This window comes from Mesorhizobium sp. B1-1-6 (assembly GCF_006443035.1).
Classification (GTDB): domain Bacteria; phylum Pseudomonadota; class Alphaproteobacteria; order Rhizobiales; family Rhizobiaceae; genus Mesorhizobium.
This window is the reverse complement of sequence record NZ_VFWR01000026.1, coordinates 1-17,762: the sequence shown is the minus strand read 5'-3', so window position 1 is coordinate 17,762 and position 17,762 is coordinate 1. Positions and strand designations below refer to the sequence as shown.

Genomic DNA, 17,762 nt, shown 5'->3' with positions numbered 1-17,762 from the left:
CCGCGCGTAATTGTCGCGATGGGGCGCGGGATCCTCGATCCAGGCCGCGACTTCAGGTTCTGTTCTAACCCTTGCAACTCTGCCAACCCGGATCGCATCCGGTCACATGCATCAATGGCGCGCGCCGCCAGCCATGCTGTTTTCCAGGCCGTCGAGACGTTCGAGCTGGTCCCGGAAGCGGTCGGGAATGTCTTTCTCGGCGCGAAAGGCCGGCAGCGCATGCAGAAAGCGTCTCACCGCCGCCGTGCCTAGCTGGCGCCGGATTTCGGCGGCGATCCGATCTTTCTTTTCGCCCTTGTCGCGGGGTGTCATTTCAAAAATCCTGTGTCGGTTCGAAAATCCTCCAGCCAGCAAATGGTTCCCCGATCGCGCCGCCGGGGCAAGCAAAGGTGGAAGCTATGGTAAAGTTTGAATTAAAATCGAAGCATCGCACTGATCGCCATTCGGTTTGAACGGCTGGGCGCGTGCCTTCGCTTACCCCTTGATTTTTGCCCACCAAACCTCGATATCGGGCTCAAAATCCACACTATTCGAGATGATGGGAAACGGCGATGAGCGACCAGGCAAAAGACGAACGCGCGCCCGACGAAATTGAGGCGACCGAAGCCAATGCCGAGCGCACGGAAGGTGGCGTCGATGGCGATTATGAAGCGGTTGTGCGGCTCCTGAAGGAGAATGAAGAGCTGAAGGACAGGGCGCTTCGCGTTGCGGCCGAGATGGAGAACCTGCGTCGCCGCACCGCGCGCGACGTGCATGACGCGCGTACCTATGCGGTCGCGAACTTCGCCCGCGACATGCTGTCGGTTTCGGACAATCTGCGCCGCGCGCTGGACGCTATTCCCGCCGAGGCCAAGGCGTCCGGCGATGCGGGTTTCAAGGCGCTGATCGACGGCGTCGATCTCACCGAGCGTGCCATGCTGTCCGCACTGGAGCGGCACGGCGTCAAGAAGCTCGCGCCGGAAGGCGAGAAGTTCGATCCCAATTTCCACCAGGCCATGTTCGAAGTGCCCAATCCCGATGTGCCGGCCAACACGGTGGTGCAGGTCGTGCAGCCGGGCTATTCGATCGGGGAGCGGGTGCTGCGCCCGGCCATGGTCGGCGTTGCCAAGGGCGGCCCGAAAATCGCCGCCGGCGAAGCGCCGGTCGAGCCGGGGCCCGTCAACGAGCAGGCGGAGAAGGATGCGTAGTTAGGGGAATAGGGCAGTAAGGCAGTAAGGCAGTAAGGCAGTAAGGGGCGTATCAACAGTACGGCTTCGTGCTAAACATACTTCCCTACTCCCCTGCTGCCTTACTCCCTGGTCCCGCCCTTGAACCCCATCGCGCTTCTCGACTATGCCGGCGTTGCGGTCTTCGCGGCGACAGGTGCGCTTGCCGCGTCGCGCAAGCAGCTCGACGTTATCGGCTTCCTTTTCCTGGCGTGCGTCACCGGCATCGGCGGCGGCACTCTTCGCGACGTCATCCTTAACCTGCCGGTTTTCTGGATCGCCAATTCCAGCTATGTGCTGATCTGCGCGGCGGTTTCGGTGCTGGTGTTTTTCAGCGCGCACCGTGTCGAATCCCGCTGGAAGTGGCTGCTCTGGCTCGACGCCGTCGGGCTAGCCGCTTTTTCGGTGATGGGTGCGGCCAAAGGGTTGGCCATCACCGGTTCGCCGGTCGTTTCCGTCATCACCGGCGTGCTGACCGCCACATTCGGCGGCATCCTGCGCGACGTGCTGGCAGGGGAGCCTTCGGTGCTGCTGAGGCCGGAAATCTATGTTACGGCCGCCCTGGTCGGCGCGTCGATCTTCACATTGGGCGATGTCGCCGGACTGCCGCAGATCGTGTCAGGCTTGGCCGGTTTCGCCGCGGCATTCGCCGTGCGCGGCGGCGCGCTCAAATTCGGCTGGTCGTTTGCGTCCTACAAGAGCCGGCCCGGCAGGCGGCCGGAGGATATTTCGTGAGAGAAGGGATTAGGGATTAGTCAGTGGATGAATCATGATGTCTTCACTACTGCCTACTGCCTACTGCCTACTGCCTACTGCTCACGCCGCAAAACGCTGCGCTTCCCCGCCGTAATAATTGACGTAGCGGGCGCCGATCTCCTTGACCGGCATCACCACGAACACATCGACCGTCGAGAATTCACGATCGATGACGCAGCCGTCGCCGATGCGGGCGCCGACCCTGAGATAGCCCTTGACCAAGGGCGGCATCGCAGCGATCGCTGCCTTGGCATTGACCGCCTCGATCGGCATCAGGTCCATGGAACAATAGCGGCCTGCGACGGCGCGCACGTCCCAAGCCGAATTCGTGCGGCAGTGATGCGCCAGATAGGTGAGCGCCTCGGCATGGGCCGCCGGCACCGTGCCCTGGAAAGACGCACAGCCGGTCATCACGCCAATGCCGTAGTGGTTGATGTAGGCCCAGATGCCTTGCCACAACGCCTCGATGGTGCGCTTCGAACGGTATTCCGGCAGGACGCAGGAGCGGCCGAGCTCGAGAAAGCGCTGGCCGGGGTGACGGGCGATGAGCTTGGTCAGCTCGAACTCGCCTTCGGAATAGAAGCCGCCGGCGGCCGCAGCGATTTCTTGCCGCAGCAGCCGGTAGGTCCCGACGATGCGGCGATGTTCGGGGCCGGAAAGCGAGGTATCGAAGACGAGCAGGTGATCGCAGTGCGGATCGAAGCGGTCGGCATCACGGCGGTCCTGCACCTGAAACAGGTTCTTCCTGGCGCCAAGCTCGTCGTAGAATACCCGGTAGCGCACTTCCTGCGCGGCCGCGATCTCGGCCTCGTTGCGGGCCAGCCGCACTTCGAGGTTGCCGATACGGCCGAGCGCTGCGCCCTTTGTGACGGAATCGACATTGCGCCCGGCAAGCAAGGCGCCGCCGGCGTTCGGCCGAGTGTCACATTCCGGCATAACTGTATGCACGAGTGATTCTCCTTCGAGCCATCCCTCTTGGCACGGGGATACGGTGTAGGTGCAACAGGATTGTGACAGTACCGTGATACGGCGTCGCGGGCAATACTTCGTCGGCTGGCGAATACGGTCAACCGGCTACGTTATGCAAAAGCAAGGTGGCGCCGCTCGGCAGGAGATTGAAGAAAAAAAGTCTCAGGCGGCGACCTGCCCCTCGATGGCGTCGACCAGTGCATCGGGGTCGAGCGGCTTGGTGACAAAGCCGCTGGCGCCGTGGGCGAGCACCGCATGGCGGGTCTTTTCCTGGCTGTCGGCCGACAGCACCATGATGGGCACTGGCGGCACGGCCGTCTCCTCCTCATGGCGGCGGATGGCGGCGATGGCGTCCATCCCATCCATCACCGGCATGTGCAGGTCCATCAGCACCACGTCGAAGCGGTGTTTGTGTCCGGCACCGGTAACGGCCTCGACCGCCGCCTTGCCGTTGCCGACAACCTTGACGCGATGACCGGCCTTCAGCAGCGTGGCGCGAGCGAGCATGGCGTTGATGTCATTGTCCTCGGCGATCAGCACCGACAGGCCACGCTGGCGATCACTGGCGGCGCGAAGCGCCGGCGGGTGGGGCTTTTCCGGCCGTGTCGGGGCAAGCGCCGGCGCATGACTGCTCAGAAGCACACGCAAAAGTGTTCCGCCTCGCACCGGTCTGGCGAGGAAGGTCGCGTAGCCGCTGGCGCGGAACTCGCCGAGCATGCCGCGATCGGTCGGGGCGATCAGCGTGATGGCTTCGCAATCGGAAAAACCGCTTTGGCGCAGCCGCTTGAGCAGTCTTCCGTCGCCCTCTTCCATGGCCGCGTCGACCAGCAGCACGTCGCAATCGCCGGAGAACGATGCCGCCTGCGCCACGGTGGTGGCGATATCGACCGCGCCGCCGTTGGCGCGGATGCTGCGGGCGATGGCGTCGGCCTCGACGATATTTCTCGACAGGATTACCGCGTGCCTGCCCTGAAGCGCGTCCACCCGGCCGGGTGGTGGCTCGCTCGCGGAGATGGCCGGGATATCGAAGACGAATTCCGAACCCTGACCCAACCGGCTGGAGACGGAAATCGTGCCGCCCATGGCGGTCACCAGGCGCTTGGAGATGGCAAGACCGAGACCGGCTCCGCCATGCGCGCGCGTCGAGGTACCGTCGGCCTGCTCGAACTCCTCGAAAATGCGCTCCATGTCGTCTTCATGCAGGCCTGGCCCGGTATCCGCGATGGTGAAGCATATGCGGTCGGTGGTTTCAGTGCGGGCGCGCGCTATACTCACCAGCACCCCGCCGCTGTCGGTGAACTTGATGGCGTTGCCGATCAGGTTGAGCAGCACCTGCCTGACCCGGCCCGGATCTGCGGTGATCAATTGCGGCACGTCGGGCTCGACATGACAGCCGAGGCCGATATCCTTGGAGAAGGCGCGCGCGGCGAGGAGCTCGACAACGTTGTCGGCGATCTCGCGCACCGACATTGGCTGCGGTTCGGGATCGAAGCGTCCCGCCTCTATCTTGGAATAGTCGAGCAGGTCCTCGATGAGGGCCAGCAGCGCGCTGGCCGAGGTCGAAATGGCGCCGACATAGGTCTGCTGCTCCGGCGACAGGCTGGTATCGGCCAACAGCCTGGCCATGCCCATGATGCCGTTCATCGGCGTGCGGATTTCATGGCTGACGGTGGCGAGGAAGCGCGATTTGGCCTGGCTTGCGTATTCGGCCCGCTCGCGCGCGGTGATCAGCGAGGATTCGGCACGCTTGCGGGCGGTGATGTCGCGGGCGATGGCGCGATGCGAGACAGAACCGCTGTCCTTGTCGCGCACCGACAGTTCGATCCACGAGAACCAGCGCGAACCGCCAGGGGTGCGGATGGCGACGTCGGTGGAACTCAGGCATTCATGGTCGGAAAAGGCGGCGTCGGGAACGATACCGACTTCGATGCCAAGTTCCGCCAGGGTCTTGCCGGCGAGGTCGCGCTGGTCGACCTCGACGAGATCGGCGAACACCTTGTTGGCATAGACGATATAGCCGTCGCGGTCGCGATGAATGACGAGATCGCCAAGCGCGTCGATCAGGCCGCGAAAGCGCTCTTCGCTCTCCTGCATCTCCCACATGCGATCGGCCAGCGTCTCGATCTCGGCACGGCTGCGAGCCGTGGTTTCATCAAGCAGCGCGGCGGTGCGGGATTCGTTCCTTCTGGCGCGCAGGTGCAGGCCGAAGCCGGCAAGGCCGGTCGCCAGCAAAGCGAGGCTGATGAAGATCGGCGCGCCGGTCAGGTGGGTCAACCCCGCCAGTATGATGATGGCGACGAAGGTCAGCAGCGGCAAGCCTTCGCGGCCGGCCAATCGCGGCTGATTCCTGGCCTGTTGCGGCTCAGGCGCCAGCGGCGGTGCGGCGACGAACCGCCGCGCCGACGCCGGCGGGGGTACCGCATCGACGTCTTCGCCAGTCTCCGCTTCCTGGATGCCGGATTCCGCGACCATGCGAAAATCCTACCGGACAGAAATTATGGAAGCCTGCGGGGGATCGTTCGAATTTTAGCGGATAGGTTGTTTTACCCCGGCGAACTCACTGCATGTCTACGACGACGCGGCCGCGGATCTTGCCGTCGACGATGTCGCGCGCGGCGTCGATGATGTCGTCGAAGCCGATGGTCGTGGACAGGCTGGCGAGCTTGCGCAGATCCAGGTCGGCGCCGATGCGGCGCCAGGCCTCGAGCCGCACCGGTTTCGGCGCCATCACCGAATCGATGCCGAGCAGCGAAACGCCGCGCAGGATGAAAGGTGCCACGCTCGACGGCAGGTCCATGCCGCCGGCCAGGCCGCAGGCCGCGACGGCACCGCCATAGGAGGTCATAGAGAGCACATTGGCCAGTGTGTGGCTGCCGACGGAATCGATGCCGCCCGCCCAACGCTCCTTGGCGAGCGGCTTGGTCGGCTGGCTGAGTTCGTCGCGCGATATCACCTCCGCGGCGCCAAGATCGATGAGATACGGGCTTTCGGCATTGCGCCCGGTCGAGGCAATGACGTGATAGCCCAGGCTGGACAGGATGGAGACCGCGACCGAACCGACGCCGCCGGCCGCGCCCGTCACCACCACGGGCCCGCGATCGGGCACGATGCCGTGCCGCTCCAGTGCCATGACGCACAGCATTGCGGTATAGCCCGCGGTGCCGACCGCCATCGCGTCATGCGCGCTGATGCCGTCGGGGAGCGGCACCAGCCAGTCGCCGTTGACGCGGGCGCGTTCGGCATAGGCGCCAAAATGCGTCTCGCCGACGCCCCAGCCGTTCAGGATGACCTTGTCTCCCTTGCGCCAGTCGGGATGGGAAGAGGATAACACCGTTCCGGCGAAATCGATGCCTGGCACCAAGGGCCAGCGGCGAATGACCGGCGCCTTGCCTGATATTGCGAGCCCATCCTTGTAGTTCACCGTTGTCGCTTCGACGGCGACGGTGACGTCACCTTCCATGAGATCGGCTTCGGTGAGGTCGGTCACCGCCACCGACTGCTTCTTTTCGGCGTCGCGCGAAACGAGGATGGCTTTGAAGGTTTCGGGCATTTTTCTCTCCTCGATCTATCGACGTTTGGACTCTGCTGCGGCGGCCGCGCCGGGTCAATCGCTCAGGCGTCGGGACCCTGGGGCTTGGGCTGGCGGCGCCAGCCCAAAACTTCGTCAAGCACGACCAGCGCGGCGCCGACCGAAATGAAGGCATCGGCGAGATTGAACACGGCGAACGACCAGACCGGAGTGTGGAACAGGATGTAATCGATGACGTGGCCATAGACGGCGCGGTCGATCAGATTGCCGAGCGCGCCACCGATGATCAGGGCAAAGCCGGTGCGGGCAATCACATGGCCCGCGGGCGTGTGCGTGGCCAGATAGAGCACGAAGGCGACGACGAGAACGGCGATGATCACCAGCCCGGTATCGCCGAAGGATGAGAACATCGAGAAGGCGATGCCGGTATTATAGGTGCGAAACAGCGCCAGGAAGGGCAGGAGATCGAGCTTTTCCTGAAAGGGAAGGCCGGTCTCGACCAAATGTTTTATCCACTGGTCGAGCGCGATCGCCGCGACGACCAGCAGCGCATAGGGAGACCATGATTTCACGATTGGGCAACCCTCATTGCGAATCCACCATAGGGTCCAGTTTCAGCGCGCCGCGGCGGATCTCGAACAGCATGACGCCGGTGGCGACGGCAAGATTGAGCGAATCGGCACGCCCTGCCTGCGGAATCCTGAGCAGCCTGTCGCAACTCGCCGCCAGGCTTTCGGGCAGGCCTTGCTGTTCATTGCCCATCATCAGCAGCACCGGCCCCCGGGAAAAATCGACCGAGCGGTAGTCGACCGCGCCTTTGAGGTGTGTGCCGGCGACGAGGCCCGAAAACCCGCCGCGCCAGGCGAGGAATGCCTCGGTCGTCGCCTTGGCCACCGGAACGGCGAAGATAGAGCCCATGGTGGCGCGCACCGTCTCCACCGAAAAGGGATCGGTGGTGTCTCCGACCAGGATCACGCCCTTCGCGCCTACGGCGTCCACCGTGCGGACGACGGTGCCGAGATTGCCGGGATCACGCACCCGGTCGAGCGCCACCCAGACATCGCCATTGTCGGCGCGGATATCCTTCAGGGCCAGGAATTTCTGCGAGAAAACGCCGATCACCATTTGCGGATTGTCGCGGCGGGTTATGGCGACAAGCACTTTTTCCGAGACTTCAAGCACCGTGCCGCCGGAAGCCACCGTGCGCGCAGCGACCTTCTCAACCGCCGCGTTGCCGCGTCCGGCCTTGGCGAAGACCAGGGTCCTGATCTGCCAGCCGAGGTCGAGCGCATCGATGACCAGCTTCAGTCCCTCGGCCATGAAGGCGTTCTGCTGGTCGCGGAATTTTTTCAAGGCCAGCGCCTTGATGTCCTTGACCAGCGGATTGGCGAGGCTGGTGACCTCTTTCACCTGCCCGACCGGACGGGCGCCGTTATATCCACTCATCAGGCCACCCAGCGCGAGAACAGCGAGGTCGACAGCGCGCGGCCCGCCGATTTTTCGCGGATGATCAATTCGCCCGATTCAACCCTGCCGCCCATGCCGGCAAAGGTGTCACGCATGAGAGCATGGATGGCGAAGAAGGAGGCTCGGATCGAATAAGCGGTCAGCACCACGGCAAGCGGTTTCGGGGTCAGGATCGATCGGCAGAGATCGGTCAATGTCGGCAGGTCCTCGAACAACTGCCAGACCTCGCCCTTGGGGCCGCGGCCATAGGCGGGCGGGTCGAACAGAACGATGTCATAGCGGCTGCCGCGGCGCTCCTCGCGCTCGGCGAATTTCACCGCGTCCTCGACGATCCAGCGGATCGGCTTGTTGCCAAGTCCGGCCATCTCCTGGTTTTCGCGGGCCCAGCCGATCGCCTTTTTCGAGGCATCGACATGGGTGACCTCGGCGCCGGCGCGCGCCGCCACCAGCGAGGCAAGGCCGGTATAGCCGAACAGATTGAGCACCTTGACCGGCCGCCTGGCCGCCGCGATCAGTCCGGCCATGTGATCCCAGTGCGAGGCCTGCTCGGGAAACACGCCGACATGGCGAAACGAGGTGAAGCGGCCGAGATAATCGATGCCGTCGTGCTTCATCGGCCAGGTCTCGCCGAGCGGCGTCCCGGGGAAGCGCCAGCGGCCAATGCCTTCCTCGTCGGTATCGCCGGTGAAGACAGCGTCGGCGCGGTCCCATTCCCTTGCCGGCAGCGCCTTCTGCCAGATCGCCTGGCCCTCTGGGCGGACGATCCGATAAGGACCGTATTGTTCGAGCTTCTGGCCGGCGCCGCTGTCGAGCAGCGCATAGTCGGCATTCGGCGCCACTTCGAGGATCAGCGGAAGCTGTTCGGCCGGAAGAGCGCCGTCGCGACGGGCCAGGATGCGGGGCGCCGACTTCTGCTCGGGGCGCCCGTCGACCCTGGCCTCGGGCCGCTCCTGCGGCCTGGCCGTTCCACGGCCTTCATGCGGACGCACCCGTTGCGCACCGCTTTTTGCGGGCGGACCGCTGTCGCGGCGTTTGTCGCGAAAAGATTTCAAGCAGGAGCATCTCCGAGGCGTGGCCGCTTTTGACATAGGGCAACCGGCTTCGCAACCAAGTCCGCCGCGCGGCCGTCGCTTGGTCATGTCGGCTTGCGATGGACCAATGTCAAAGAAACAGGCAAATCTTCGATATGTCCCGCTCCGAACGCCTGCTCGACCTGATCCAGACATTGCGCCGGCATCGCATGCCGGTGAGCGGGCAGTCGCTCGCCGACGAACTCGGGATTTCAATTCGCACGCTTTACCGCGACATCGCAACGCTGCAGGGCCAGGGGGCGCCGATCGAGGGCGAGGCGGGGCTCGGCTATGTGCTGAAGCCCGGATTCATGCTGCCGCCGTTGATGTTCAGCGACGAGGAGATCGAGGCAATTGTGCTCGGTTCGCGCTGGGTCGCCAAGCAGCCGGATTCGCGGCTTTCGACAGCGGCCGTCAACGCGCTTGCCAAGATCGCGTCGGTGCTGCCGGATGACCTGCGCGAGGATCTCGACGTGACCGCACTGCTGGTCGGGCCGCCCAGCGGGACTGTCGAAGGCATCGATCTCGGCCTGGTGCGGCAGGCGATCCGCAACGAGCGCAAGCTGGACTTCTTCTATCGCGATGCCAGTGGCGCGGGCTCGCGGCGCATCGTGTGGCCGTTCGCGCTTGGGTTCTTCGACAAGGTGCGGGTCGTGGTGGCGTGGTGCGAAATGCGGCAGGATTTCCGGCATTTTCGCACCGACCGCATAGCCGAGCTCAAGACGACGGATCTGCGTTATCCGCGCCGCCGTCAGGCGCTGCTGAAGGAATGGCGGGCGACGCTCGACACTAGCGGTGTGTAAGCTGTCCAGGGCGCCTCCATGACGGATACTGCCAGAATCTGACAGTGGCGCGCTTTACATCTGTCCCGGTCGAAACCCCTGGAGAACAGACATGGTCACCCCCAATTTCGTCATCCTCTACGTCGACCAGCCGCAGCGTAGCGGCGCCTTCTACAGCGCGCTGCTCGGCCGCGAGCCGGTCGAAAGCGCGCCGACATTCGTGCTGTTCGTGCTCGACAACGGTTTCAAACTCGGTCTCTGGTCGAGGCATACGGTGGAACCGGCGGCGGCAGCGACCGGTGGCGGCGCCGAGATCGTCTTTGCCCTGGATACGCCCGAGGCAGTCGATGCCGCCCATGCCGGCTGGTCCGGACGTGGGCTGAAGATCCTGCAGGCGCCGACCGACATGGATTTCGGCCGCACCTTCGTTGCGCTCGATCCCGACAACCATCGCCTGCGGGTCTACTGCCTGTCGGACGGGCAGCAGGCCGACGGGGAGCAGGAATGAGCGCGTATTGGATCGCGGTGGCGTCGGCGCAGCACGTCCGGCGCGGCCGCGAGGTCGGCTTTATGCAGGTCAACCACGGCAAGGCGGCGCCGCTGCGGCGGATGCAGCCCCGGGACGGCATTGTTTATTATTCGCCGACAACGATTTTGGGCGAGAAAGACGGGCTGCGGGCATTCACGGCGATCGGCACGGTACGGGAGGGAGAACCCTATCAAGGCGACATGGGCGGCGGCTTCACGCCCTTTCGCCGCGACGTCGACTGGGCGGCGGCCGGGGAAGCGCCGATCAAGCCATTGCTCGACAGGCTGGACTTCACGGCCGGCAAGCCGAATTGGGGGTATCAACTGCGCTTCGGCCTGTTCTCGATAAGCGCGGCCGATTTCGCCGTAATCGCCGAAGCTATGGGCGCTAACCAGCCGGGACAGTAAGCTAGCTCCTGAGCGCCTTGTAGACGGCAATGCCGGCGGCAAGGTCCTCGAGCGCGGCGCCGACCGACTTGAACAGCGTGATCTCGTCGGCGCTCCGGCGCCCTTGCTTCTGACCGCGCGCCAGCTCGTGCAAGTCGGCTATGATGGCTTCCGGTTTCAACACGCCCGAAGCGAGCGGTATGACGATGTCGCCCGCTTCCTTGGTGGCGCCGGCGCGGGTGTCGACATAGACGCGGGCGCGCCCTATCGCCTCGTCGTCGCTTTCGCGCATTGTCGGGGTGAAGCCGCCGACCATGTCGACATGACTTCCCGGCTTCAGGCGGGCGCCCTTGATCAGCGGATCGGTGGCGATCGTCGCCGACGAGACGATATCGGCCTGGCCGAGCTCGGCATCGAGATCGGTCGCTGCGCTCGCCGCGAAGCCCTCGGCGCGCAGTCCGGCGGCGACCTTCTCGGCGTTGTCCAAGGTGCGATTCCAGATGCGGATGGTCCTGATCGGCCGCACGGCGCAATGCGCCTTGGCGAGGAATGGCGACAGCGCACCGGCCCCGATCACCAGCAGCCGGGAAGCGTCTTCGCGCGCCAGATAGGATGCGGCGAGCGCCGAGGCGCAGGCCGTGCGCCATTGCGTCAGCCGCTGGCCGTCGATCAGGGCCTCCGGTTCGCCGGTGGCGCCGTTGAGCAGGAGATAGACCCCCATCACCGCCGGTTTGCCGATGGCATTGTTGTCGGGCGAGACGGTAACGATCTTGACGCCGATGTGTCCCCCGGCCGAGATGCCGGCTGCGTTGAAGTCGGTCCAGGCCGGCATCAGCAGCAAGGTCGAGGCCGCACCGTCCGGCCGTTCGACCGTGTGATGGTGCCGGACAGGTTGCACCGCGCCGTCACGGAAAGCCACGCGCAGCGTCTCCACCAGCCCTGGGAAGGTCAACGCCTGGTCGACCTCTGCGGCCGAAATGGTCAGCATGGGAAACTCCGTGAACAAAATCGCGGGCCCGAGAGGGCCCACAGCGCCGTGCGGCGGTCAGTTGGTCGGCTTCGGCAGCACCGGTCCCTGCGGTGTCGACGGGGTGCGGCCGATCGCCTGGCGCAGGTTCTCGGCCTCGACGCCGCGCTGGCGCGCCAGCTTGCGGTAGCGTCCCTGCTTGACCCAGGTCGCCAGGCTGCCGACGACCATGCCGACGGCGAGGGCCAGGAACAGAAAGATGAACAGCGGCAAAGTGAGCGTCAGCGCCGGATTGCCGGGATTGAATGGATCCAGCGTGAAGGCGACGAGTTCGCGATTGGCGACGGCCAGCGCGATCAGGATGATCGCCAGGGGCACGAAGACCACGATGAGCATGAAGCGATTGAGCATGATGTTTTCCGTCGGAAACCGACCTCCCGGGAAGGGCCGGTCTGGCGTCGCGCCTACTTTCCGCCATTCAGCCTTTCACGCAGTTCCTTGCCGGTCTTGAAGAAAGGCACCCATTTCTCCTCGACCTCGACGGATTCACCAGTGCGCGGGTTGCGGCCGGTGCGGGCGGGGCGGTTTTTCACCGAAAAGGCGCCGAAGCCACGCAATTCGACCCGGTTGCCTTCGGCGAGCGCGTCGGTGATCTCGTCGAAAATCGCGCCGACGATGTTTTCAACGTCGCGCAGGAAAAGATGCGGATTGCGCGTGGCAATAATCTGCACAAGTTCGGACTTGATCATCGGACGGGTCCCCTGAAATCGGTGCGGTCGAAATTATGAGGATGATTTTGTTTGCTTTTTCATCCACCCCAAACGGCGTCTCAAGGGTGCCAGACGGAAACGAGACCGTCAAGAAACAAGCGGTCGGCGCCAAGTTCATGGATGATATCGCCGCTGTAGTCCGGCAGGCCGAGCGCGCCGGCGATCGTGCGCACCATCGCTTTGGAAAACAGGAAGCCGCCGCGCCGCTCCGTGTCCTTCCATTCGACCACCTTGAGTTTCGAGTCGACGCCCTTGGTCGCCAGCCAGTCGATCGCCTCGGTCTCGCCGCCGACGGCGTCGATCAGGCCGTTGGCGACCCCTTGGCGACCGGTGAAGATCGATCCGTCGGCGAGCGCCAGCGCTTGCTCGCGGGTCATCTTGCGGCGTTCGGCGACGATGCCGACGAACCAGTCGTAGCTGTCGAGGATGAGCTTGCGGACCATGGCGCGCTCGTCGTCGTTGGTCGGCTTGAAAGGCGAGGGCGAGGCCTTGAGCGGCGAGGATTTCACTTCCTCCAGCTTGACGCCGAGCTTGTCCATCAGGCCGCTGACATCAGGATACTGGATCAACACGCCGATCGAGCCGACGATCGAGGTCTTGCGGGCGACGATGTGATCGGTGGCGCTCGCGATCATGTAGCCGGCCGACGCGGCGAGCGTGCCGACCTCGGCCGCGACAGGCTTGTCGGCGGCGAGCTTGCGCACCTCCTCATAGATCGATTCACCGCCGACGGTGGTGCCGCCGGGGGAATCGATGGCGAGGATCACGCCTTTCACCCTCGGCGACTTGCGGATGGCTTCCAGCCGCTCGATCAGTTCGTCGTCCTCGGTTATGGTGCCTTCGATCCTGACCTTGGCGATATGATCGACGGCCGAGCCGCCGAAATCGTCGCGATAGAACCAGGCCGAGATCGCAATGACGCCGAGCGCAACGATGGCGATGGCCGCAGCGCGCCAGAAGGTCAGCTTACGCCGCAAGCGGCGGCGGTCGATCAGGTCGTCGGCTCTCAATGCCATGGTCAGCCTCACGGTCGATGGAAAGAGATGCTTTTAGACCATGACGTCCCGGTCTGGAAGCAATTCCGTCTGCGCATGACGCGGCAATCCGCGCGCGGCGCACGCGAGGCAAGTGCGCGTCAGCGTCCGCCAAGACGTCGGTTTCGTGATTGGTCCGTGAAACGAACGGCAGGTAAGGGGAGAGCCGATGGTAACGAAAAATGTACGCCAGACGTCTATTTCTGCTATGAAGCAGGGCTGTCGGTGTTGATCCGTTCTGATCTGCACGACAGCAACTGTCACATTTTCGCGGTTTTCGTCGGCTTGTGCTTGCTTGAAAGCGCCGACGTCCCACCTATAGGCGGTGTTGCCCGGCGGGGCAGGGGTTTTAGAAGAAAGCAGTTATGTTAGCGCGAACGAGTGAAGCGAGCAGCACCGAGACGGAGTTGGCTCCCCCGGCGGACGGCCCGGCGAGGGGGGACGCGTTCGATCGCGCACGGCGGCATTCGCGCCGGGTGCGCGTGCTCAAATTCGCCGTGCCGGTGCTAGCGGCGTTGATCGCCATTGCCTTCCCGGTCTATTCCTACCTCGCCGCACCGGTGTCCGTCGCGGTCCAGGCGGAAGGCACCGCCTTTTCCAACGGCAAGCTGGTGATGGCCAACCCCAAGCTCAACGGCTTCACCAAGCAGAAGTTGCCCTATTCCATGACGGCATTGCGCGCCATACAGGACGTCAGCACGCAAGGCATCATCGAACTCGACGGCATCGACGCCAAGGTGCCGATCGCGGCCGACAATGTCGCTGCGATCAAAGCCACGCATGGCACCTACGATCGCGACGGCAATACGATGCATCTGACCAGCGACGTCACGATCGCCACGACCGACGGCCTTCAGGCCAAGTTCAAATCGGTCTTCCTCGACATGGGCAAAGGCACTATGAAGACGGATGACCCCGTGGACGTCAGCCGTGACGGGTCGCAGATCACCGCGAATTCCTTGTCGGTGCAGGACAATGGCAAGGTTCTGGTGTTCGAGAACAAGGTGCGCGTCAATATCGATCCCGCCAATCTGAAGGCGGCAGAGGCAAAGGGCGAAGAAGCGAATGTGGCTCATTAGTTCGACACGGCTTGCCGCCGCAGCTTCGGCGCTGCTTTTGCTGGGGCTTGCGCCGGCGCTGGCGCAATCCACCGCCGAGAGCGCGTCCGGGCTCAAACTGTCGGGCGACAAGCCCATCCAGATCGAGAGCGACAAGCTGGAGGTGCGGCAGGCGGACAACGTCGCCGTGTTCACCGGCAACGTCACGGTCGTGCAGGGACCGACCCTGCTCAAGTCCGGCAAGATGATGGTCTACTACGTCAAGGACCCGAACGCGGCCGCAAAGGGGACGGAAGCAGCGGGAGCGGCGATGACCGGCTCCGCCAACATCGACCACCTTGAAGTCAGCGGAAAAGTTTACATCAAGTCGAATGACCAGATCGCGACCGGCGACAATGGCACCTTCGACATGAAGACGCAGGTGCTGGTCCTGTCCGGCAAGGAAGTGGTTCTGTCGCAAGGCCCCAACGTCCTCAAGGGCTGCAAGCTCACCGTGCAGATGAAGACCGGCCTCGCCAATGTCGACGGCTGCGGCGGACGTGTCATCATGTCGATGACACCACCGCCGAAATCGGGAGCGACGAACCCCTGATGGCCAGCCTGTCGTCGCTGACGGCGCGTCTTCCGGGGCGGGCCGCCGGCAAGGTTTCGGCTCCGGCCACGGTCACCGCCGATAAGGCGAAGTTCAAGGGAACCTTGATCGCCAAGGGCCTGACCAAGAGCTACAAGGGTCGCAAGGTGGTCAGCGGCGTCACGCTCGGGGTGCGTGCCGGCGAGGCCGTCGGGCTTCTCGGTCCGAACGGTGCCGGCAAGACCACCTGTTTCTACATGGTCACCGGCCTGGTGCCCGTGGACGAGGGCACGATCGAGATCGACGGCTTCGATGTCACCTCCATGCCGATGTACCGGCGTGCGCGTCTGGGCATCGGCTATCTGCCGCAGGAGGCCTCGATCTTCCGCGGCCTCAGCGTCGAGCAGAACATTCGCGCCGTGCTGGAAGTGGTCGAAAAGAGCCGCAAGGAGCGCGAGCGCAGCCTCGACGAACTGCTCGAGGAGTTCCATATCAGCCATTTGCGCAAGGCGCCCTCGATGTCGCTTTCCGGCGGCGAACGTCGGCGCCTGGAGATCGCGCGTGCGCTGGCCACGCGCCCGGCCTACATGCTGCTCGACGAGCCTTTCGCCGGCATCGACCCGATCGCCGTCGCCGACATCCAGCAACTGGTGCGTCATTTGACGGCGCGCGGCATCGGCGTGCTCATCACCGATCACAATGTGCGCGAGACGCTCGGCCTGATCGACCGCGCCTACATCATCCATGCCGGCCAGGTGCTCACTCATGGCCGGGCTGATGAAGTGGTCGCAAATCCCGACGTGCGGCGGCTCTATCTGGGCGAGGGATTCACGCTTTGAGCGTGAAATTTGTTTCCTGACGCGATTTTTTTCCTGTCAGGGGCCATTTTCTCGCGATTTTGCTCCGGGATAACGCTCCGGTAAGCGGGTTTTGCTAGCGTTTGCCTTGACAAGCAAAAGCCGGGCCAGTTTCTATCGGTTCGCGAAAATTCCTTCCGGCAGTCCGGATGCAGACGAGGCGTTTGAAACCGAACCATGGCGTTGGCGGCGAAACTACAGCTACGACAGTCGCAGTCGCTGGTGATGACGCCACAGCTGATGCAGTCGATCCGGCTGCTGCAGTTCACCCATGCCGAACTCGAGCACTTCATCGACGAGGAGATCGAGCGCAATCCGTTGCTGGGGCGCGCCGAGCCGCAGGACGACGCCGCCAGCGACCAGGTGCCGAGGACCGAGGCGGCACCGGAAACGGCGGCCGACGGCGACTGGTTCGAGACCGAAGCGGGATGGAGCGCCGAGGCAATCTCGGAAAAGCTCGACACATCGCTGGAGAACCTGTTCCCGGACGACCCGGGCACCAGCGAGCGACTCGGACCAGACCTCACGGCACAGTGGAAATCGGCGACCGGCAATGGCGGCACGTCCTCGTCCGAAGGCTTCGATGCCGGCGACATGGCGGCGACCGCGATCACGCTGCGCGATCATGTCAGCGAGCAGATCGCGCTCGCTTTCACCGATCCGGCGGCGCGCCTGATCGCCGGCGAACTCGCGGACGGCCTCGACGAGACCGGCTATATGCGCGCCGATACGGCTGAGATAGCTTCGCGCCTTGGTAGCGGCGCCGACGCCGTGGCCAAGGTGCTGTCGGTGTGCCAGACCTTCGAGCCGGCCGGCCTGTTCGCCCGCGACCTTGCCGAATGCCTGTCGCTGCAACTTGCCGTACGCGACAGGCTCGATCCGGCGATGAAGGCGCTGATTGCCAACCTCGAACTCCTGGCGCGCCGCGATTTCCACACGCTGAAGCGGATCTGCGGCGTCGACGAAGAGGACCTGCTGGACATGCTGGCCGAGGTCCGGGCGCTCGATCCGCGGCCGGGCATGGCCTTTTCGGGCGGCGCCAGCGACGCCGTCATTGCCGATGTCGAGGTGCGCGCGGCCAATGACGGCAGCTGGACGGTCGAGCTCAACGCCGAAACGCTGCCGCGCGTGCTGGTCGACCACATCTATTTCGCCCAGGTTTCGCCGCACGCCAAGAACCAGGCCGAAAAGGATTTCCTGGCCGAGTGCCTGCAGAACGCCAATTGGCTGACGCGAAGCCTCGATCAGCGGGCAAAGACCATTCTCAAGGTCGCATCGGAGATCGTGCGCCAGCAGGATGCCTTCCTCGTCCATGGCGTGCGCCAGCTGAAGCCGCTCAACCTGCGCACGGTGGCCGACGCCATAGGCATGCACGAATCGACCGTCAGCCGGGTTACCGCGAACAAGTACATGCTGACGCCGCGCGGCGTGTTCGAACTGCGCTATTTCTTCACCGCCTCGATAGCCGCGTCGGGCGGTGGCGAGGCGCATTCGTCGGAAGCGGTGCGCGACCGCATCAAGCAATTGATCGACGAGGAAAAAACCGTCGACGTCCTGTCCGACGACGCGATCGTCGACATGTTGCGCGAAAGCGGCGTCGACATCGCCAGGCGTACGGTCGCCAAATACAGGGAAGGCATGAATATCCCGTCCTCGGTGCAGCGCCGGCGCGAGAAGCGGGCCCTTGCCAGCGCCGGGCGCTAGGTTCGGCGATTTTCCACAGGGTTTCGCGCTTCATGTCGGTAGCTAATCAAGTTGTCCGGTTTGGTAGCACATGATCTGTCCGCTTCTGTTTTGGCGTCGAAGCGGTTC

Annotated in this window: 20 protein-coding genes; 9 read left to right on the top strand and 11 right to left on the bottom strand. The window is 64.1% G+C overall.

The features are described from left to right. Nucleotides 1–111 precede the first annotated feature (111 nt). Nucleotides 112–312 (bottom strand): hypothetical protein, encoded by a 201-nt coding sequence (locus FJ979_RS31090; protein ID WP_140500234.1) that lies wholly within the window; start codon nt 310–312, stop codon nt 112–114. A 239-nt stretch (nt 313–551) separates the two neighbouring features. Here FJ979_RS31090 and grpE point away from each other — a divergent pair, with 239 nt between their 5' ends. After that, nucleotides 552–1,187, top strand: a complete 636-nt coding sequence (grpE, locus tag FJ979_RS31085; protein ID WP_140500232.1) for a nucleotide exchange factor GrpE — start codon at nt 552–554, stop codon at nt 1,185–1,187. Between the two features lie 120 nt (nt 1,188–1,307). After that, a complete protein-coding gene (locus FJ979_RS31080) occupies nt 1,308–1,940 on the top strand; it encodes a trimeric intracellular cation channel family protein (protein WP_140560243.1) in 633 nt (210 codons plus the stop codon). Nucleotides 1,941–2,021: 81 nt separating this feature from the next. Here FJ979_RS31080 and FJ979_RS31075 read toward each other — a convergent pair whose 3' ends face one another. From FJ979_RS31075 to FJ979_RS31050, 6 genes are all read right to left on the bottom strand, one after another. Then, complete coding sequence (locus FJ979_RS31075; protein ID WP_140500229.1) at nt 2,022–2,909, bottom strand: GNAT family N-acetyltransferase; 888 nt, start codon at nt 2,907–2,909, stop codon at nt 2,022–2,024. A 183-nt stretch (nt 2,910–3,092) separates the two neighbouring features. Continuing rightward, nucleotides 3,093–5,402 (bottom strand): PAS domain-containing hybrid sensor histidine kinase/response regulator, encoded by a 2,310-nt coding sequence (locus FJ979_RS31070; protein ID WP_140584590.1) that lies wholly within the window; start codon nt 5,400–5,402, stop codon nt 3,093–3,095. 85 nt (nt 5,403–5,487) lie between these two features. Further along, complete coding sequence (locus FJ979_RS31065; RefSeq protein WP_140584589.1) at nt 5,488–6,480, bottom strand: MDR family oxidoreductase; 993 nt, start codon at nt 6,478–6,480, stop codon at nt 5,488–5,490. A 62-nt stretch (nt 6,481–6,542) separates the two neighbouring features. Beyond that, nucleotides 6,543–7,031, bottom strand: a complete 489-nt coding sequence (gene lspA, locus FJ979_RS31060) for a signal peptidase II (protein WP_140522527.1) — start codon at nt 7,029–7,031, stop codon at nt 6,543–6,545. 13 nt (nt 7,032–7,044) lie between these two features. Then, nucleotides 7,045–7,905: an RNA methyltransferase gene (locus FJ979_RS31055; protein WP_140584588.1), complete on the bottom strand. Its 861-nt coding sequence runs from the start codon at nt 7,903–7,905 to the stop codon at nt 7,045–7,047. Continuing rightward, nucleotides 7,905–8,978: a class I SAM-dependent rRNA methyltransferase gene (locus FJ979_RS31050; RefSeq protein WP_140584587.1), complete on the bottom strand. Its 1,074-nt coding sequence runs from the start codon at nt 8,976–8,978 to the stop codon at nt 7,905–7,907. Before FJ979_RS31050 ends, FJ979_RS31055 begins: the two co-directional genes overlap by 1 nt. A gap of 134 nt (nt 8,979–9,112) precedes the next feature. On the opposite strand from FJ979_RS31050, the gene FJ979_RS31045 reads away from it, so the two are divergent. The 3 genes from FJ979_RS31045 (at nt 9,113) to FJ979_RS31035 (ending at nt 10,714) form a co-directional block, all read left to right on the top strand. Then, nucleotides 9,113–9,799, top strand: a complete 687-nt coding sequence (locus FJ979_RS31045) for a YafY family protein (RefSeq protein WP_140584586.1) — start codon at nt 9,113–9,115, stop codon at nt 9,797–9,799. 91 nt (nt 9,800–9,890) lie between these two features. After that, the gene (locus tag FJ979_RS31040) at nt 9,891–10,286 is read left to right on the top strand and encodes a VOC family protein (RefSeq protein ID WP_140584585.1); all 396 of its coding nucleotides are present in this window, start codon (nt 9,891–9,893) and stop codon (nt 10,284–10,286) included. Beyond that, nucleotides 10,283–10,714 carry an EVE domain-containing protein gene (locus FJ979_RS31035; RefSeq protein WP_140584584.1) on the top strand — a complete coding sequence of 144 codons (432 nt, stop codon included), beginning with the start codon at nt 10,283–10,285 and terminating at the stop codon, nt 10,712–10,714. The genes FJ979_RS31040 and FJ979_RS31035 overlap by 4 nt, the downstream gene beginning before the upstream one ends. A gap of 1 nt (nt 10,715) precedes the next feature. On the opposite strand, the gene FJ979_RS31030 is transcribed toward FJ979_RS31035, so the two are convergent. The 4 genes from FJ979_RS31030 to sppA all read right to left on the bottom strand — a co-directional run bounded on the left by FJ979_RS31030 (nt 10,716) and on the right by sppA (nt 13,446). Continuing rightward, a complete protein-coding gene (locus FJ979_RS31030; protein ID WP_140584583.1) occupies nt 10,716–11,681 on the bottom strand; it encodes an ornithine cyclodeaminase family protein in 966 nt (321 codons plus the stop codon). A gap of 57 nt (nt 11,682–11,738) precedes the next feature. Next, nucleotides 11,739–12,071, bottom strand: coding sequence for a DUF1049 domain-containing protein (locus tag FJ979_RS31025; protein WP_140500210.1), 333 nt, complete (start codon nt 12,069–12,071; stop codon nt 11,739–11,741). Nucleotides 12,072–12,124: 53 nt separating this feature from the next. Next, nucleotides 12,125–12,409 carry an integration host factor subunit beta gene (locus FJ979_RS31020; RefSeq protein ID WP_006200394.1) on the bottom strand — a complete coding sequence of 95 codons (285 nt, stop codon included), beginning with the start codon at nt 12,407–12,409 and terminating at the stop codon, nt 12,125–12,127. Nucleotides 12,410–12,489: 80 nt separating this feature from the next. Next, on the bottom strand, nt 12,490–13,446 hold the full coding sequence (gene sppA, locus FJ979_RS31015; protein ID WP_140522514.1) for a signal peptide peptidase SppA: 957 nt from the start codon (nt 13,444–13,446) through the stop codon (nt 12,490–12,492). A gap of 383 nt (nt 13,447–13,829) precedes the next feature. Here sppA and lptC point away from each other — a divergent pair, with 383 nt between their 5' ends. The 4 genes from lptC (at nt 13,830) to rpoN (ending at nt 17,654) form a co-directional block, all read left to right on the top strand. Then, nucleotides 13,830–14,543, top strand: a complete 714-nt coding sequence (gene lptC, locus FJ979_RS31010; RefSeq protein WP_140560247.1) for an LPS export ABC transporter periplasmic protein LptC — start codon at nt 13,830–13,832, stop codon at nt 14,541–14,543. Continuing rightward, on the top strand, nt 14,530–15,114 hold the full coding sequence (locus tag FJ979_RS31005) for an LptA/OstA family protein (RefSeq protein WP_140500204.1): 585 nt from the start codon (nt 14,530–14,532) through the stop codon (nt 15,112–15,114). Before lptC ends, FJ979_RS31005 begins: the two co-directional genes overlap by 14 nt. Beyond that, nucleotides 15,114–15,932, top strand: a complete 819-nt coding sequence (lptB, locus tag FJ979_RS31000) for an LPS export ABC transporter ATP-binding protein (protein WP_140500202.1) — start codon at nt 15,114–15,116, stop codon at nt 15,930–15,932. Before FJ979_RS31005 ends, lptB begins: the two co-directional genes overlap by 1 nt. A 195-nt stretch (nt 15,933–16,127) precedes the next feature. Beyond that, nucleotides 16,128–17,654, top strand: a complete 1,527-nt coding sequence (gene rpoN, locus FJ979_RS30995) for an RNA polymerase factor sigma-54 (RefSeq protein ID WP_140584582.1) — start codon at nt 16,128–16,130, stop codon at nt 17,652–17,654. The last annotated feature ends 108 nt before the right edge of the window (nt 17,655–17,762 follow it).

What these genes read in the sequence shown, in the direction of transcription:
- FJ979_RS31090 (WP_140500234.1), bottom strand. Translation starts at nt 312, where the DNA reads ATGACACCCCGCGACAAGGGCGAAAAGAAAGATCGGATCGCCGCCGAA.
- grpE (WP_140500232.1), top strand. Translation starts at nt 552, where the DNA reads ATGAGCGACCAGGCAAAAGACGAACGCGCGCCCGACGAAATTGAGGCG.
- FJ979_RS31070 (WP_140584590.1), bottom strand. Translation starts at nt 5,402, where the DNA reads ATGGTCGCGGAATCCGGCATCCAGGAAGCGGAGACTGGCGAAGACGTC.
- FJ979_RS31065 (WP_140584589.1), bottom strand. Translation starts at nt 6,480, where the DNA reads ATGCCCGAAACCTTCAAAGCCATCCTCGTTTCGCGCGACGCCGAAAAG.
- FJ979_RS31055 (WP_140584588.1), bottom strand. Translation starts at nt 7,905, where the DNA reads ATGAGTGGATATAACGGCGCCCGTCCGGTCGGGCAGGTGAAAGAGGTC.
- FJ979_RS31045 (WP_140584586.1), top strand. Translation starts at nt 9,113, where the DNA reads ATGTCCCGCTCCGAACGCCTGCTCGACCTGATCCAGACATTGCGCCGG.
- FJ979_RS31040 (WP_140584585.1), top strand. Translation starts at nt 9,891, where the DNA reads ATGGTCACCCCCAATTTCGTCATCCTCTACGTCGACCAGCCGCAGCGT.
- FJ979_RS31035 (WP_140584584.1), top strand. Translation starts at nt 10,283, where the DNA reads ATGAGCGCGTATTGGATCGCGGTGGCGTCGGCGCAGCACGTCCGGCGC.
- FJ979_RS31030 (WP_140584583.1), bottom strand. Translation starts at nt 11,681, where the DNA reads ATGCTGACCATTTCGGCCGCAGAGGTCGACCAGGCGTTGACCTTCCCA.
- FJ979_RS31025 (WP_140500210.1), bottom strand. Translation starts at nt 12,071, where the DNA reads ATGCTCAATCGCTTCATGCTCATCGTGGTCTTCGTGCCCCTGGCGATC.
- FJ979_RS31020 (WP_006200394.1), bottom strand. Translation starts at nt 12,409, where the DNA reads ATGATCAAGTCCGAACTTGTGCAGATTATTGCCACGCGCAATCCGCAT.
- sppA (WP_140522514.1), bottom strand. Translation starts at nt 13,446, where the DNA reads ATGGCATTGAGAGCCGACGACCTGATCGACCGCCGCCGCTTGCGGCGT.
- lptC (WP_140560247.1), top strand. Translation starts at nt 13,830, where the DNA reads ATGTTAGCGCGAACGAGTGAAGCGAGCAGCACCGAGACGGAGTTGGCT.
- FJ979_RS31005 (WP_140500204.1), top strand. Translation starts at nt 14,530, where the DNA reads ATGTGGCTCATTAGTTCGACACGGCTTGCCGCCGCAGCTTCGGCGCTG.
- lptB (WP_140500202.1), top strand. Translation starts at nt 15,114, where the DNA reads ATGGCCAGCCTGTCGTCGCTGACGGCGCGTCTTCCGGGGCGGGCCGCC.
- rpoN (WP_140584582.1), top strand. Translation starts at nt 16,128, where the DNA reads ATGGCGTTGGCGGCGAAACTACAGCTACGACAGTCGCAGTCGCTGGTG.